Genomic DNA, 17,462 nt, shown 5'->3' on the forward strand with positions numbered 1-17,462 from the left:
ATTTTTTTATAAAAAATTTTAATCTCTTTTACATTAAAAAGGTACTAAAATGGTTATTTCTAAACTAAATTATTTTCAAAAACTTCTATTTCTTTCTTCTTACTTACCAAAAAATCAATATCATCATATCCATTTAATAAACATACCTTTTTATAAGGATCTATTTCAAATTTAATAGTATCTATTGATGTTTTCAATAATTGATTTTCTAAATCAATTATAATCTTAGCTTCAGGATTTCTAGTTACTTTTTCTAATAACTCTTTTAAAAACTCTTTTGAAACTTGAATTGGTAGAATACCGTTATTTAAAGCATTTCCTTTAAAAATATCAGCAAAAAAACTACTTATAACAACTTTAAAACCATAACCTGATAATGCCCATGCAGCGTGTTCTCTACTTGACCCACAACCAAAATTATTTCCAGCTATTAAGATACTTCCACTATACTTTGACTTATTTAAAACAAAATCTGTATTCTTACTACCATCTTTGTTGTAACGCCAATCTCTAAATACGTTATCTCCAAACCCTTTCTTATCTGTCGCCTTTAAAAAACGAGCAGGAATAATTTGATCTGTATCTATATTCTCAGTAGGTAATGGTACTCCGGTATCTATTAGTTTAACAAACTTTTCCATTAATTTAAATATTTTGTAAAGTTTATAATTTTTCCTTCTACGGCTGTAGCGGCTGCAGTTAAAGGGCTTGCTAAAATTGTTCTTGCTCCCTGACCTTGTCTACCTTCAAAATTTCTATTAGAAGTTGACACACAATACTCACCAGCTGGGATTTTATCATCATTCATAGCTAAACATGCTGAGCACCCTGGCTGACGCATTTGAAAACCTGCTTCTTCAAAAATATTTTGTAGCCCTTCTTCTTGAATTTGCTTAGCTACTTGTTGTGAACCTGGAACCAACCACGCATTAACATTAGATGCTTTTTGTTTACCTTTCACATAGTTTGCAGCTACCCTAAAATCTTCAATTCTAGAATTTGTACAACTTCCTATAAATACGTAATTAACAGGCGTATTCAATAAACTTTTACCTTTTTTGAAATCCATGTAATCTAATGATTTCTCAAATGAATCATCATTATTGGTAGGAATATTTTCTGATATTTTTATTCCCATTCCAGGATTAGTACCGTAAGTTAACATTGGTTCAATATCTTCTGCTTCAAAGGTATATTCTTGATCAAAAACAGCATTCTCATCAGTCTTCAATGTTTTCCAGTACGCTACTTTTTTATCAAACCCTTCAGCTGTAGGAGCAAACTCTCTACCTTTAACATACTCAAAAGTAGTTTCATCTGGTGCAATCATACCTCCTCTGGCTCCCATTTCAATACTCATATTACAAACTGTCATACGGCCTTCCATTGACATTTCTTCAAATACATTTCCAGCATATTCACAAAAATATCCTGTTCCAGAGTTTGTTCCTAATTTAGCTATAACATATAAAATCACATCTTTAGGTAACACTCCTTTTTTAAGTTTTCCGTTTACGTTTACACGTAAACTTTTAGGCTTCTCTAGTAACAAACATTGGCTTGCAAATACCTGAGCCACTTGACTTGTTCCAATACCAAATGCAATTGTTCCAAAAGCTCCATGTGTTGATGTATGACTATCACCACAAACCATTGTCATTCCTGGTTGGGTAATTCCCAATTCAGGCGCCATAACATGTACTATTCCATTATACTTATGCCCTAAACCATATAACGTAATGTTGTTTTCTTCACAGTTTTTAGTTAGTTGCTCTAACTGATTTCTAGACAATTCATCTTTTATAGGTAAATGTTGATTTACCGTTGGTGTATTATGATCAGCAGTTGCAACCGTTTTATCTGGTCTTGCAATTGGAATATTACGCTCTTTTAACTCATTAAAAGCCTGCGGACTTGTTACCTCATGAATTAAGTGTTTATCTATATATAAAACTTGAGGTCCATTTTGTACAGTATCAACTACATGCGCATCCCATACTTTATCAAATAATGTTTTTCCCATTAGGCTAATGCTACTTTTGATAATTTATTTACTTGTTTCATTATTTGATGAATATCTTCATCTATTACTTCTTTTTGTCTGTCTGCAAATTGTAAGAATGTTTTATATGCAGTATCAAGCTGAATTTTTGTTAACTCATACCCTACTTTTTTAGCTCTATATGCTAAAGCAGCTCTACCACTTCTTGCAGTTAAAACTATAGCACTTTCAGTAACTCCTACCTCTGCTGGATCAATAATTTCATACGTTTCTCTATTCTTTATTACTCCATCTTGATGAATTCCTGAACTATGAGCAAAAGCATTTGCTCCTACAATAGCTTTATTAGGCTGTACAAACATTCCCATTTTTTCACGAACCATTATACTAGTATCGTATAATAATTTTGTATCAATATCTGTAGTTAAATTTAAATATGGATGTTGCTTTAAAATCATTACAACTTCTTCTAAAGCTGTATTCCCAGCACGTTCACCAATACCATTAATAGTACATTCAATTTGACGTGCTCCATTGATTGCTCCAGCAATAGAATTTGCAGTTGCAAGTCCTAAATCATTATGACAATGACATGAAATTATTACATTCTCAATTCCTTTTACATTATCCTTTAAGTATTTAATTTTTTCACCATATTCTTCTGGTAAACAATACCCTGTAGTATCTGGAATATTTAAAACCGTTGCTCCTGATTTAATTACTTCTTCACAAACTTTAGCTAAAAACTCATTATCAGTTCTTCCTGCATCTTCTGCAAAAAACTCAACATCACCTACAAAATTTCTAGCGTAAGCAACAGCATTTTTTGCTCTAAAAATCACTTCATCTTTAGAAATATTAAATTTATGCTTAATATGTGATTCACTAGTACCAATACCCGTATGAATTCTTGGTTTAATAGCTACTTTTAAAGCCTCTCCTGCTACTTCTATATCTTTTTTAACAGCTCTAGTCAATCCACATACAGAAGCATTTTTAACTAATTTAGCTATTTCGTTTACTGATGTAAAATCACCAGGACTAGAAACAGGAAAACCAGCCTCAATTACATCAACACCCAAGATATCTAATCTTTCAGCAATTATAAGCTTTTGTTTAGTATCTAATTTACATCCTGGAACTTGTTCTCCGTCTCTTAATGTAGTATCGAAAATTTGGACTTTATCATTTCGCATAATATAAAATCTTTTGTCTTATTATAAAATCAAATGTATATATTGGTTTTTCTAAACAACCCTTTTTAAAAAGGTTGTTTACGAAACTTAACCAAACAAAAAACAGCGCAAAATACTCTATATCAGTAATTTATGAGTAAAACAATTACATCAATCAATCAACAAAGTGACTCACTTTTTATTTTAATAAAGTCATTATCTAAATCTGAAAAACGTCAATTCAACCTATATATTGGGCGTTTAGGAGGTAATGTTGATGCAAAATTTTTTGCTCTTTTTAAAATTTTAGAAAAGCAAAAAACTTATGATGAAAAGGCTATTATAAAAAGTGGTGTAGTTAGTAAACAACAACTATCTAACTTAAAAGCACATTTATACAAACAAATATTAACAAGTTTACGCTTAAATCCTGCTCATAAAAATATTCGAATACAAATTAGAGAACAACTAGATTTTGCTACAGTATTATATTTAAAAGGGCTATATAAACAAAGTTTAAAGCTTTTAGAGAAAGCCAAAAACATGGCTATTGATAGTGAAGAGAAAAATATAGCTTATGAAATAGTTGAATTTGAAAAAATTATAGAAAGTCAATACATTACGCGAAGTATTAATACTAGAGCTGATGAGCTTACTGTTCAAGCCAAAAAATTAAGTCAACAAAATGTAATAACTAGTAAACTTTCAAATTTATCATTACAACTGTATGGAATTTTACTTAAAACTGGATACGTTAGAAATGATGAAGAATTAAAAAAAGTTAATGACTATTTTGATTCAAGGTTACCAAAATATGATTTTAAAACTCTTGGTTTTAGAGAGAAACTATGGCTATATAAAGCTAATTTGTGGCATAGTTTTTTAACTCAAGACTTTTTATTAAGTTACAAACATGCAAATAAGTGGGTGTCTTTATTTAAATCGGATTCTAAAAACATTTTATTACACCCTGTTTTTTATTTAAAGGGAATTAATTATTTACTTGAAAGTTTATTTTTCATTAAACATTTCAATAAATTTAAAGAAGAATTTGCTTTGTTTGAAGAGGGAATTAAAAACCAAACCATTCCAAAAAACAGTAATACAGAAATTCTTATTTTCCAATACTACTATGCTAATTTATTACACTTACATTTTTTAGAAGGGACTTTTAAAGAAGGTGAATATTTAGTAGATATTATTACCAATAAAATAGAAGAATACAAAGGATTATTAGATAATCATCACATTGTTGTACTGTATTATAAAATAGCCTGTTTATATTTTGGTATGGGTGATAACAAAAATTGTATCCTGTATTTAAATAAAATTATTAAGTCAAAAAATTTACATGTTGCTGAAGACCTGCAATGTTTTGCACGAATTTTAAGTTTAATTGCTCATTATGAATCTGGTTTAGATTATTACCTAGAAATACAATTTAAAGATACCTATCGTTTTTTACTAAAAATGGAAAATTTACAAGAAGTACAAAAAGAATTTATTTCTTCAATTAAAGCTTTAGGAGATGTTTTTCCTCATCAAATAAAAAATGAGTTTAAAAAAATCCATACTCGTCTAAAAGTTTTTGAACACCACCCTTATGAAAAAAGAGCATTTTTATATCTAGATATTCTTTCTTGGCTTGAAAGTAAAATAGAAAACAAATCTGTTTCACAAATTATTCAAGAAAAATTTAAACAACTAAGTAAATAATTAAAAAACATTTATATATATTTGACCCGATGTTAATTAACGAAAGAAATATTACTATTCTAAATACCGAGTTTACTACTACGGTATCTTTCGTTGGCACAACAACAATTTCTACTACAATTACTATTACCCTTTAGGGGGTTTCTTTATACATATAATCTATTAGGTCCTATTTATATTTTCAAAAGAATTGAAAAAAGATAAATAACAACTAAAATTCTATAATCAAATATTTTTATACCTTTTAAAATGAAAATTTTAAAATTTGGAGGTTCATCAGTAGCCAACAGTCAAAACATTGCCAAAGTAGTTCAAATAGTATCAAATACAGCTGCTAAAGAAAAAGTAGCAGTAGTAGTATCTGCTTTTGGAAAAACAACAAATAAGTTAATAGCTTCTGCTAATAAAGCTGCAAGTAATGAAGTTAATTACATTGATCTTTTTAAGGAGGTTAAACAACACCATTTACTGGTTATTACTGAACTAGTAAACAAAAGTGAACAAGATAAAGTTTCACAAAAAGTGAATACCTTATTTAACCAATTACAAACTTTATTAGAAGGTTGTTTTTTACTAAAAGAAGTTACACCAAAAACAATGGCAACTATAAGCGGTTTTGGAGAACTATTATCTTCTTACATTATTTCTGAAGTAGCAAAAAACAATTTAGATGCAACTTATAAAGACAGTAGAGAACTTATTAGAACTTCTAATGTTTTTGATAAAGCACAAGTAAATTTTGTGGTAACTAATAAAAACACTCAAGAGTATTTTAATCAAAACCCTCATCAAATAACTATTCTACCTGGTTTTATTGCCAAAACAGAAAGTGGACTTTCAACTACCTTAGGTAGGGGTGGTTCTGATTATACAGCAGCTATTTATGCTGCAGCTTTGAATGCAAACGAACTACAAATATGGACAGATGTTAGTGGTATGTTTACGGCAAATCCAAGTGTTGTAAAACAAGCATTTCCAATACCACAAATATCGTATCAGGAAGCTATGGAGCTTTCTCATTTTGGTGCAAAAGTAATTTACCCTCCTACGATTCAACCTGTATTAGAAAAAGAAATTCCTATTGTTATTAAAAACACTTTTGATCCTAATAATGTTGGTACTTTAATTACCAAAGAAGCAAAAAGCAATAATCTAGTAAAAGGAATTAGTCATATAGAAAACATTACTCTTTTAACACTAGAAGGTAGTGGAATGGTTGGAGTTTCGGGAGTTTCAAAACGTTTATTTGAAACACTTTCTAACCAAAACATCAATATTGTATTAATTACACAAGCATCTTCTGAACACTCAATTTGTGTTGGTATATATGATGAAGATGCAGAAAGAGCTAGTCAAGCAATTAATAACGCTTTTGAAATTGAAATAGAACGTCGTAAGGTAAAACCTGTAATTATTGAACAAGGACTAGCTATTTTAGCTTTGGTAGGTGACAACATGAAAAACCATCAAGGATTAAGCGGACAAATGTTTAGTGCATTAGGTAAAAACAATGTAAATATTAGAGCTATTGCTCAAGGAGCATCTCAAAAAAATATTTCTGCCGTAATTGATAGTAATGATGCTAAAAAAGGATTAAATACATTGCATGAGCAATTTTTTGAAGAAAAAATAAAACAACTTAATTTATTTGTGACTGGTGTTGGTAATGTAGGTGAGCGATTTTTAGCTCAAATACACCAACAACAACAATATTTAAGAGAACATTTAAAAATGAATATTCGTGTTGTTGGTATTGCTAATTCAAGAAAAATGGCTTTTGACACTGATGGTGTTGATTTGAATAACTGGAAAGAAGTATTAGCAAAAGGAGAGCCTGCTACATTAAATGATTTTTTTGATAGAGCTAAAACTTATAACCTTCGTAACTCTGTTTTTGTAGATAATACAGCTAATAAAGAAGTGTCAGAAGTTTATGAAAATTATTTGCGCACTAATATTGCAGTAGTAACTTGTAATAAAATAGCCTGTGCTTCTGATTTAGAAAACTATAAAAAACTAAAAGAAGTATCTAGAAAATTCAACGCTCCATTTTTATTTGAAACCAATGTAGGAGCTGGGTTACCTATTATAGACACATTGAAAAACTTAATTGCTTCTGGTGATAGAGTTCATAAAATACAAGCAGTTTTATCTGGTAGTTTAAATTTTGTTTTTAATAACTTTAACGCTACATCTACATTTCATGATGTTGTAGGAGATGCACAAAAACAAGGATACACCGAACCAGATCCTAAAATTGATTTAAGTGGAGTTGATGTAGCTAGAAAAATATTAATCCTTGCTCGTGAAAGTGGTTATGAACTGGAATTATCTGATATAGAAAATAACTCTTTCTTACCTGAAAAAAGTTTAAACACTACTAATAATGAAGATTTTTATACTAGTTTAACTGAATTTGAATCTCATTTTCAGGAAATTTTCAAAGAAGCAAATGATAAAGGTTGCCGCTTAAAATATGTAGCAGAGTTTTCAGAAGGAAAAGCAAAAGTTGGATTACAGCACATCCCTTCAGATCATCCTTTTTATAACCTAGAAGGAAGTGATAATATCGTATTATTTTTTACAGACAGATATCCAATAAATCCTTTACTTATAAAAGGTGCTGGAGCTGGTGCTGATGTTACTGCCTCAGGGATTTTTGCTGATGTTATTAGAATAGGTAATAATTAAATGATAAAATGGACACCTACCATAATATAACTTATTTAGTAGAATCATTAATAAATAATAATTTTCAAAATAGAAGAAAATTATACCAAGAAGGAATTACAAATACTGATACCAACTTGTTTTTAATTGCAAAAAAATGAAATATATAAAAATATTTGCTCCAGCTACCGTTGCTAATGTTTCCTGCGGATTTGACTCTATGGGATTTGCTGTAGACACCATGGGTGATGAAATGACATTTACAAAAACGTCAACAAAGGGAGTAAAAATAACACAGATTACTGGTGCTAAGGGTTTAAGTCTAGATCCAACAAAAAATGCTGCTGGTGTAGTTGCTTTGGCTATGTTAACTAAGCATAATATTGATTTTGGTATTGAAATTACTATGCATAAAGGGTTTTCTCCTGGTAGTGGTTTAGGTAGTAGTGCTGCTAGCTCAGCAGGGGCTGCTTTTGGTATAAATGAATTATTAAACAAACCTTTTACTAATTTAGAGTTAACTAAATTCTCTATGCTGGGAGAAAAAGCTGCTTGTGGAACTCCTATAGCCGATAACGTTGCAGCAGCTGTTTATGGAGGTTTTGTGCTGATTAGAAGTTACGAACCTTTAGATATTATAAAATTACCAGTGCCTGATGAATTACAATTAGTAGCAATTCATCCACAAATTGAAGTAAAAACAAAAGATGCTCGTGAAGTTTTACCTGAAAAAGTTCCATTAAAAAGTGCTGTAACTCAATGGGCAAATGTAGGTGGATTAGTTAGTGGTTTATATACCAATAATTACCAATTAATAAGTAATTCATTAACTGACGTTATTGTTGAACCTGCGCGTAAGCATTTAATTCCTCATTTTGATTTAGTTAAAAGCGAAGCTATTAAAGCTGGTGCTTTAGGTGCTGGTATTTCAGGATCTGGACCAACTATTTTTGCCTTATGTAAAGGAGAAGAAACTTCAAAAAATGTGCAGAGTGCAATACAAAATTCATATGCGGATAAAAAAATAGACTTTACTTTATTTTCATCAAAAATAAATACGCAAGGTGTTCGAATTTTAGAATCAAAATAAAATGATTTACTATTTATCATCGAATTTATTTCGACGGTAAAAAACAAAATAATATTGTAAAAAAACTACATTGCTACATGCAATGCAACACACAAACAACACAAAAATGAACTATTATAGTCTTAATAAAAAATCACCTAACGTAAGCTTTCAAGAAGCTGTTGTTAACGGATTAGCTCCAGATAGAGGTTTGTATTTCCCTGAAAACATTACCCCTTTATCAAAAGATTTTATTGATAATATTGATAACTATACTAATCAAGAAATTGCTTACGAAGCTATTAAACAATTTGTTGGTGATGAAATTCCTTCAGATGTATTAAAACAAATTATTTCAGAAACTTTATCATTTGATTTTCCTGTTGTGCCAATAGAAGAAAATGTTAGCACTTTAGAACTTTTTCATGGTCCAACAATGGCTTTTAAAGATGTTGGTGCTCGTTTTATGGCTCGTTGTTTAGGCTATTTTAATAGAGACAACAATAATAAATTAACAGTATTAGTAGCTACTTCAGGAGATACTGGAGGAGCAGTTGCCGATGGTTTTTTAGGTGTAAAAGGAGTAGACGTAGTTATTTTATATCCAAGTGGAAAAGTTAGTGATATACAAGAAAAACAATTAACTACGCTTGGGCGAAATATTACTGCTTTAGAAGTTGATGGTGTTTTTGATGATTGTCAAGACATGGTTAAAACAGCTTTTTTAGATACAGACATCACCCCAATTTTAACCTCTGCCAACTCTATAAATGTTGCTCGCTGGTTACCGCAAATGTTTTATTTTTTCTTTGCCTATAAACAAGTATACAAACAAAAAAAAGAAGTTGTTTTTTCAGTGCCTAGTGGAAATTTCGGTAATATTTGTGCAGGTATTATGGCTCAAAAGTTAGGCTTACCTATTAAACATTTTGTAGCCTCAACTAATATAAATGATACTGTTCCAAATTATCTAATTAATGGAGTTTATGAACCTAAACCTTCAAAAGCAACCATTTCTAATGCTATGGATGTTGGTAACCCAAGTAATTTCATACGTATCCAAGAGTTATTTGAAAACAATATTGAAGCTTTAAAAAATGCATTCTCTTCATTCTCTTTTACTGATAAGCAAACTCGTAAAGCAATGAAGTCAATCTATCAGAAAAGTGAATATGTTGCGGATCCTCATGGTGCAGTTGGGTATTTAGGTTCAAAAGAGCATCAAAAAATGCATCCAAATGATTTGTGTATTTTTTTAGAAACTGCTCATCCTGTTAAATTTTTAGATGTCGTTGAAAACACACTTAATACTCAAGTAGCAATTCCTGAGCAAATTAAATCTGTAATTGATAAAGAAAAAAGTGCCTTTCAAATTAGTAATTATGACGGTTTAAAAACATTTTTAAATAGTTAATACCCATAATAATTTTAATACAATATTAAAAACACTTCTTACTTAAAATAAGAAGTGTTTTTTTATGATTATTTTCCTATTGGTAAAACGAAGAACTTATTAAAAATTAACGTAACACCTGTATAAAACTTGCGTCAAATAAATATGAAATTTGAAATATCTGAATACCCAAGCTCATATTTAGCAATTGAATTTAATGAAAATGAAAAACTTATAACTGAAAAAGGAAGTTTGATATATTGTAATGGAGAATATACTTTTGAGAATAAAATTGAAGCCAAAAACTACAAAAATTGGATTGCTAAAATATTTGGTGGTAAAAGTTTAACTTATAATATATATACTGCAAAAGAAAATTTAAAAATGGCATTGTCTACTAAAGATAATTCTGAGATATTTAAAGTTGACATTACTGAAGATAATCCAATTTTATTTGAACCAGATTTACACTTTGCAAGAACAATTAATTTAGAAATTAAATTAGAGCAAAAAGATTGGAAAAGCACACTAAATGACGGGCTTAAATTAAAGACTATTGGAAGTGGACAATTATTTTTAAAAGGCTATGGTAAAATTATCAAACAAGAAATAGACTCAGAAAAACCTATTTTTATAGATGAAAATGCTCTTATTGCTTTTGAAGATAAACTTGAAGTAAAAACAATTTCAAGAGGAGTTAAAGAACTTATTACAAGTGGTGAAGGTTTTATTTTTTCTATAAAAGGAAAAGGAAACATTTGGATTCAAACAAGAGAAAAGGGAGAATATTCAAGCAGTGGTGGGGTTTTAGATGGTATATTTAGTTTTATAAAGTAAATTACATAGTATTTAAACAATTCTTTTTAATACATACTATAACATATTTTTTTTTATAATAATTTCAGTATTTTTACAAACCGAACAGTCGGTTTTAAGATTATGAGTATTAAAAAAGATAATGTAATTAAAGTAGCTACAAAATTGTTTGCTGAAAAAGGATTCGAAAACACATCAATTGCAAATATTTGTTCTGCAGCTAACGTATCAAAAGGTTTAGTGTATCATCATTTTGAATCAAAAGAATCGATATTAATAGAGATTTTCACTCAAACTACTGATCAAATGATAGAAATGAACATGGAAACTAAAAAATTAATAGCTCCAAATATTCAATTACAACAATTAATAGAAACAATATTTACACAATTACATCAAAACAAACACTTATTTCAATTTAACTTGAATATTATGTTTCAACCATCTACGAAAAAAATATTAAGTAAGCAGATAGAAAGAAGAGCTAGCATTTTATTCAACTCGGTTAAAAACATATTTGACCAAATATCACAAGAAAGAAGTACTATGCTAACTTATATTTTTATTGCAGAAATTGATGGAATAGCATTAAACTATTTATCAGTGTTTAATAAATACCCTATAGAAATGATTAAGCAAGAATTATTAAATAAATACAAAAACATCAAATAAATGATACGAAAATATAATGAAAATGAAATCCCTATTCTAGTAAATATTTGGGAACATGCTTCTTCTATTGCGCATCCTTTTTTAACTCAAGAATTTACAAAAACAGTAAAAAAAGCAATGACAGAAATGTATCTTCCTGGCTCTGACACCTGGGTTTATACTGAAGCTAATAATATTGTTGGATTCATATCAATGGTAGAAAATGAAATTGGTGGATTATTTGTAAATCCTGAATTTCATTCAAAAGGTATTGGTACATTATTAATAAAACATATTGAACAAATTCATGAAGAACTAGAAGTTGAAGTTTTTGAACACAATAAAATTGGTAGGCCTTTTTATGAAAAATATGGATTTAAGAAAACTAAAGAATATTTTCATGAAGAATCTAATCAAAAAGTAATTAGAATGAAAAAATCAAATACGCTTTAAAACAAAAAAAAGACAGACTTGTCTGTTTGTTGTTTTTTTATTATATATTTGCATTGTGAAACGCTCTCAAATAAAAGATAGAATTATTGAAACCGCCTCCTTATTATTTTATAAGAATGGTTATAATTCAACGGGAATAAACGAAATTATTTCAGAAACAGGAATAGCTAAAGCAACTCTTTATAATCATTTTAAATCTAAAGAGGAAATATGTTTAGCATATCTAAGGTATAAAAACACTACTTTTATTACAGATATTAAAGCTTACACTTCATCTAAACCTAAAGGAAAAAATCAAGTACTTGCTATTTTTGATTTTCTTGAGTTATTTTTTAATGACAAAGATTTTAACGGTTGTTGGTGCATTAAAACTGTTTCAGAAATCCCTATAGATAATACAGTAATTCGAAACGAAATACAAAATCAAAAAAACGCTTTTATTCAATTAATTTTTGACTTATTAGCAAACAATATGGAAAGTATCGTAGAGAAAGATATGAACTCTATTGCTAAACAAACATATCTACTTTACGAAAGTGCTGTAGGTGAAAGTCATTTGCATCAATCTAATTGGCCTATAATTGAGGCTAAAAATATTTGTTCAAAAATCATATCGTAAAAAAATTTACACAACACAAGACAGACCTGTCTGTCTTATTTTAATTATTTAAAAACACATATAAAATGAAAGAATTCAATAACAAAGTAGCCTTAGTAATCGGAGGAACAAGTGGAATAGGTAATGCAGCTACAAATGCACTTTTAAATGCTGGTGCAACAGTACACATTGTAGGAAGAAATGTAGATAAAGTAGCTGATGCTCCAAACCTTATTAAACATTCAGTAAATATTTCAAAAATTGATGAAGTAGAAACGTTGATACCAAAAATCACATCTCTAAATACTTTAGATTATCTTGTGAATGCTTCAGGAATTTTTGGACCAAAGCCATTTCTTGAACATACCATAGAGGATTATGACTCTTATTTAGATTTAAATAGAGGTTTCTTCTTCATTACTCAAAGCGCTGCTAAAAAGATGAAAGATACTAACGGAGGCTCTATTGTAAATGTAGGATCAATGTGGGCTAAGCAAGCTGTAAAAGCTACTCCTTCATCTGCTTATTCAATGCAAAAAGCCGGTTTACATTCTTTAACTCAACATTTAGCTATGGAATTAGCTGATGATAATATCCGAGTAAATGCAGTATCACCAGCCGTTGTTAACACTCCAGTTTATCATGGTGTTTTTGGAGGAAAAGAAGAGGCTGAAAAAGCTTTGGAAGGCTTTAATAACTTTCATCCTATTGGAAGAAACGGAACTCCTAACGACGTTGCAAATAGTATTTTATTCTTACTTTCTGATAAGGCATCTTGGGTTACAGGAGCTATCTGGGATATTGATGGAGGTGTTATTGCTGGTAGAAACTAACAAAGTATAAAAATAATATAATAGCGATTTAGGTCTATACTCAAACCGCTATTATATTTTATTAAGTATATTGCTACTTAATATAAAAGAGCAAATTCGTTAATTTCTACTAATACTTTACTAATAATAAAAAAATGAACAGACTACTTAAAATATTTATTTCTCTAATAGTCATTATTAGTAATATTAGTTGCGACCAAATTACCAAAGAAGAAGCTAGGGTTGAAATTGAAAAAAATGAAATCATTGAAGTTATAAATGATAATTTTATTCTTACAAAAGTTGAGAATACCGGAGCAGCAATGAGTTTAGGTCAAAACTTACCTCCAAAATTAAAAATCATCATCTTACAAATCCTACCCCTTCTAACATTAATTTTGATGTTTTTTCATATAATAAGTAAAAAAGAGAATACAAAACTAAATCTAATTGCTTTTTCTTTTATTATTGGAGGAGGTATTGGAAATATATATGACCGGATTTTATACAACTCTGTAACAGATTTTATGCACCTAAAATTAGGTGCATTTCATACTGGTCTTTTCAATATGGCAGATGTGTCTGTAGTTGTAGGAACTCTTTTACTATTCCTAAATTATGCAAAATTAGAAATGGATAAAAAGAGGTTTAAAAACGTTAGTTTTTAAGGTGTTCTTATTAAGAATAAATATACCCTATGATTTCTTAAAATGTAGCTCTATTATTTTTTTAAATTAATTACTGTTCTTTCTTACTCGTTATTGTAACTAATAAATACTGGTAGTAGCCTCACTCAGACATACTAGCATTAACATGTAGCAAAATATATTTAAAAAGGCATAATTAAATAAATTTTATAAGTATTAATATTATCAACAATAAGAGTTTTACAACAGTGTTTTAGACTTTGCTTTTGTTATTTTTGTAATAAATAATATCGCATTTGATTAATGACTTTAGGGCATCAATTACAAGAACTTCGTAAAAAAGCTAATCCATCTCAAAATGATTTAGCTTCTAAAATTGAGGATTCATATTCACCGATAAGTAGACCTGAAATAAAAGACATACAGTCTCTTACTGACTTTTCAAAACACTTGGATGATGTATTTTATGTTTCTATCGATTATATTATAAATAGTAATTTACAGTAAAAGACAAAGAGTACATTTAGTGATACGGAACTGTTACAGAAGTTTAAAGAAGTTTTAATTATAGATGATAGCGATAATAAACACTCTCAAAAAACTAATTATTCCTTTATTACTAAATGTAAAATTCAATCTATTTTATAATACCTCATAAAAATGAAAAAGTTAATAAAACCAGATAATTTATCACCTAAAGAAAAAAAGAAAACCATAATTAAAATCATTTTTTCAGCTACAATACTTTTTGCTTTTTTTTACTATAAAAACTCCTTAGAAAAAGAAAAGAAAGATCTTTTGAAATCTAACTTTGGCATAACTAAAGCAAGAATTATAGGTAAAACTCTTAGTAAAATAAATGGAAATAAGTTTGAATATTATGTTAATAAGAAAAAACATACATACTCCAATAGCAATTCACTCATACTTTATAGCAATGAACATTACAAAGTTAAGTACTCTAAAGACAATCCAAAAATATGTGAAATCATACTGACTACCCCAATTATAAAAGATATTAACGATTATGAAGAACACACTGCAAGGGTTACAAAAAAAGAACCATACATCCCTAACAAAATTGAATTCAAATATAATTACCTAGGAAAAAAATACAATAGAAGTATTTATATTAATAATTGCTCTAAATACAAAATTGATAAAGAATATGAAATAATTATTAATAAAGAAAACCCAAAAATAGCTTACTTAAAAAACATGTTTAATTTTCAATGATTGTATAAAAAAAAATCTTAGTAAAAATATCATCATATCCTTTGTCTAAATTAGATAAAGGATATTGATTAACATTAGAGTTTAAAGAGTTTATATATACTAACGACTCTTCATCACTCAAAAACTTTAATTTATAAAGATCTAAATCTATAAACTGTTAAGATTTGAGATATTTTAACCTTAAGTCTCCAGAAAAATCAATAGGTAATTGCTCATCTATATCAACATACTATTTTACTTAACATCTATTCCTCGTGCTACCACTAGTATTTTTAAGTATTAACATCACTCAGACAGACTAGTACCATCAGGGGGGCAAATTTTCTTCACTAAACTTAACTCTATCATCTTATCCAAAACAATTTCTTCATTCAAAAGATCAATAACTCTATAAACATTCAAATTTCTCTTATCAAGTATTAAAGGGTAATTTCCTAATATTGATTCTGAAAAATCTCCTGTAGTTAAATATTCTTTTGAATTATAACCAAAAAGCATATAATAATCATGATCTTTAATAAAACTTTTGTCTATCATTAATTCAATCCCACATTCATTGCTATAGATTAAAAGGGCTTCGTTAATTATATTAATTATTTTTTTTCATATTTAAAGGACTGAATAATAAAAAAGAGCCTCATATAATTATTATTACAAGGCTCTTTTTTAATCATTTATAAATTTTTACTAGTACTCAAAAGTACCATACTCACTTTTAATAGTTAATTTTTTGGTTTCAGAGGCCTCTACTCTACCTATAATTTGCGCATTTACATTAAACGATTTAGAAATAGCTATAATATCTTCTGCTATTTCAGGAGATACATATAACTCCATTCTGTGTCCACAATTAAATACTTGATACATCTCTTTCCAATCAGTTTTAGATTGTTCTTGTATTAGTTTAAATAATGGTGGTATTGGAAACATATTGTCTTTTACAATATGATTTTTATCTAAAAAATGTAAAATTTTTGTCTGTGCTCCTCCTGAACAATGAACCATTCCATGAATAGTATCTGATTTGTATTTTGAAACTATTTCTTTAATGATTGGAGCATAAGTTCTAGTTGGAGATAGTACTAATTTACCTGCATCAATTGGAGAATTCTCAACTTTATCAGTTAGTTTAGTATTTCCAGAATACACTAAATCAGCAGGAACTGAAGCATCAAAACTTTCAGGGAATTTTTCTGCTAAATATTTATGAAAAACATCATGACGAGCAGAAGTTAAACCATTACTTCCCATACCTCCATTATACTCTTTTTCATAAGTTGCTTGTCCAAAAGACTCTAAACCAACTATTACGTCTCCAGCTTTAATATTAGCATTATCAATAACATCTTCTCTTTTCATACGAGCTGTTACAGTAGAATCAACAATAATAGTACGTACTAAATCACCTACATCAGCGGTTTCCCCTCCAGTAGAATGTATTGTTACACCAAACTTTTTTAATTCAGAAATTAATTCTTCTGTACCATTTATAATTGCAGAAATTACCTCGCCTGGAATTAAGTTTTTATTACGTCCGATGGTTGAAGACAACATTATATTATCAGTAGCACCAATGCATAACAAATCATCAATATTCATAATAAGTGCATCTTGAGCAATTCCTTTCCATACAGAAATATCACCAGTTTCTTTCCAATACATATAGGCTAATGAACTTTTAGTTCCTGCACCATCAGCATGCATTATTAAACAATAATCATCATCATTCGTTAAATAATCTGGCACTATTTTACAAAACGCCTTTGGAAATAATCCTTTGTCTATATTTTTAATAGCATTATGAACATCTTCTTTAGACGCTGAAACTCCTCGCTGTGCGTATCTTTTAGAAACTTCTTGACTCATGGTAATATATTGTTGTGTTGTGGGTGCGAAATTACTTTAAAAACAGGTAAATATCAAAGTAAATACTATTTTAATATTTATCGTAAAAAACAACATGCATAGTTTAAAAAAGAAATAAGTTTTTCATTTAATAACAAATTATAAAAGTTAAAATCGCCACTCACCTACAAAAACTTACATTTCAACTAATTCTTAAAATTAAACTTGCTTATTAAACTATATTTATAATGTAATTTAAATTATAAATAGATATTTAGCATTTAAGAAAAGAAGAATTCCTGGGGGACTACTTCTTTTCTTTTTTTACCCAGCCCATACTTAAAGGACTAAAAAAACATTTTAAATATATCAACTCAGG

General features: G+C 28.7%; 17 protein-coding genes. 12 read left to right on the forward strand and 5 right to left on the reverse strand.

Annotated elements, in window-relative coordinates; genetic code table 11:
* Positions 1 to 59: 59 nt before the first annotated feature.
* The 3 genes from leuD to ACKTTQ_RS13305 are packed head-to-tail and all read right to left on the reverse strand — an operon-like array spanning position 60 to position 3,198.
* Positions 60 to 641: a 3-isopropylmalate dehydratase small subunit gene (gene leuD / locus ACKTTQ_RS13295; RefSeq protein WP_093870429.1), complete on the reverse strand. Its 582-nt coding sequence runs from the start codon at positions 639 to 641 to the stop codon at positions 60 to 62.
* Positions 641 to 2,023, reverse strand: a complete 1,383-nt coding sequence (gene leuC / locus ACKTTQ_RS13300) for a 3-isopropylmalate dehydratase large subunit (RefSeq protein ID WP_113785533.1) — start codon at positions 2,021 to 2,023, stop codon at positions 641 to 643. The genes leuD and leuC overlap by 1 nt, the downstream gene beginning before the upstream one ends.
* A complete protein-coding gene (locus ACKTTQ_RS13305) occupies positions 2,023 to 3,198 on the reverse strand; it encodes a 2-isopropylmalate synthase (protein WP_093870427.1) in 1,176 nt (391 codons plus the stop codon). Before ACKTTQ_RS13305 ends, leuC begins: the two co-directional genes overlap by 1 nt.
* Positions 3,199 to 3,330: 132 nt before the next feature.
* On the opposite strand from ACKTTQ_RS13305, the gene ACKTTQ_RS13310 reads away from it, so the two are divergent.
* From ACKTTQ_RS13310 to ACKTTQ_RS13365, 12 genes are all read left to right on the forward strand, one after another.
* Positions 3,331 to 4,893 carry a hypothetical protein gene (locus ACKTTQ_RS13310; RefSeq protein ID WP_093870426.1) on the forward strand — a complete coding sequence of 521 codons (1,563 nt, stop codon included), beginning with the start codon at positions 3,331 to 3,333 and terminating at the stop codon, positions 4,891 to 4,893.
* A gap of 249 nt (positions 4,894 to 5,142) precedes the next feature.
* Positions 5,143 to 7,584 (forward strand): bifunctional aspartate kinase/homoserine dehydrogenase I, encoded by a 2,442-nt coding sequence (gene thrA, locus ACKTTQ_RS13315; RefSeq protein WP_408049467.1) that lies wholly within the window; start codon positions 5,143 to 5,145, stop codon positions 7,582 to 7,584.
* A 136-nt stretch (positions 7,585 to 7,720) separates the two neighbouring features.
* Positions 7,721 to 8,653, forward strand: a complete 933-nt coding sequence (locus tag ACKTTQ_RS13320; protein WP_093870424.1) for a homoserine kinase — start codon at positions 7,721 to 7,723, stop codon at positions 8,651 to 8,653.
* Between the two features lie 106 nt (positions 8,654 to 8,759).
* On the forward strand, positions 8,760 to 10,046 hold the full coding sequence (gene thrC, locus ACKTTQ_RS13325; protein WP_408049468.1) for a threonine synthase: 1,287 nt from the start codon (positions 8,760 to 8,762) through the stop codon (positions 10,044 to 10,046).
* A 144-nt stretch (positions 10,047 to 10,190) separates the two neighbouring features.
* Positions 10,191 to 10,862: an AIM24 family protein gene (locus tag ACKTTQ_RS13330; RefSeq protein ID WP_113785530.1), complete on the forward strand. Its 672-nt coding sequence runs from the start codon at positions 10,191 to 10,193 to the stop codon at positions 10,860 to 10,862.
* Between the two features lie 102 nt (positions 10,863 to 10,964).
* Complete coding sequence (locus ACKTTQ_RS13335) at positions 10,965 to 11,513, forward strand: TetR/AcrR family transcriptional regulator (protein ID WP_408049469.1); 549 nt, start codon at positions 10,965 to 10,967, stop codon at positions 11,511 to 11,513.
* Entirely contained in the window at positions 11,514 to 11,945 is a 432-nt protein-coding gene (locus ACKTTQ_RS13340; protein ID WP_408049470.1) for a GNAT family N-acetyltransferase, read from the forward strand.
* A 55-nt stretch (positions 11,946 to 12,000) separates the two neighbouring features.
* Positions 12,001 to 12,564 (forward strand): TetR/AcrR family transcriptional regulator, encoded by a 564-nt coding sequence (locus ACKTTQ_RS13345; protein WP_113785527.1) that lies wholly within the window; start codon positions 12,001 to 12,003, stop codon positions 12,562 to 12,564.
* A gap of 65 nt (positions 12,565 to 12,629) precedes the next feature.
* The gene (locus tag ACKTTQ_RS13350; protein ID WP_408049471.1) at positions 12,630 to 13,376 is read left to right on the forward strand and encodes an SDR family NAD(P)-dependent oxidoreductase; all 747 of its coding nucleotides are present in this window, start codon (positions 12,630 to 12,632) and stop codon (positions 13,374 to 13,376) included.
* 134 nt (positions 13,377 to 13,510) lie between these two features.
* Positions 13,511 to 14,023, forward strand: a complete 513-nt coding sequence (lspA, locus tag ACKTTQ_RS13355; protein ID WP_408049472.1) for a signal peptidase II — start codon at positions 13,511 to 13,513, stop codon at positions 14,021 to 14,023.
* Positions 14,024 to 14,305: 282 nt separating this feature from the next.
* Complete coding sequence (locus ACKTTQ_RS13360; protein ID WP_408049473.1) at positions 14,306 to 14,509, forward strand: hypothetical protein; 204 nt, start codon at positions 14,306 to 14,308, stop codon at positions 14,507 to 14,509.
* A gap of 153 nt (positions 14,510 to 14,662) precedes the next feature.
* Positions 14,663 to 15,238 carry a hypothetical protein gene (locus tag ACKTTQ_RS13365; RefSeq protein WP_408049474.1) on the forward strand — a complete coding sequence of 192 codons (576 nt, stop codon included), beginning with the start codon at positions 14,663 to 14,665 and terminating at the stop codon, positions 15,236 to 15,238.
* A gap of 285 nt (positions 15,239 to 15,523) precedes the next feature.
* Here ACKTTQ_RS13365 and ACKTTQ_RS13370 read toward each other — a convergent pair whose 3' ends face one another.
* A complete protein-coding gene (locus ACKTTQ_RS13370) occupies positions 15,524 to 15,775 on the reverse strand; it encodes a hypothetical protein (RefSeq protein WP_408049475.1) in 252 nt (83 codons plus the stop codon).
* A gap of 150 nt (positions 15,776 to 15,925) precedes the next feature.
* Positions 15,926 to 17,104 carry an AIR synthase related protein gene (locus ACKTTQ_RS13375; RefSeq protein WP_408049476.1) on the reverse strand — a complete coding sequence of 393 codons (1,179 nt, stop codon included), beginning with the start codon at positions 17,102 to 17,104 and terminating at the stop codon, positions 15,926 to 15,928.
* Positions 17,105 to 17,462: the final 358 nt, after the last annotated feature.

It is taken from the genome of Tenacibaculum halocynthiae, assembly GCF_964512825.1.
GTDB lineage: Bacteria > Bacteroidota > Bacteroidia > Flavobacteriales > Flavobacteriaceae > Polaribacter > Polaribacter halocynthiae.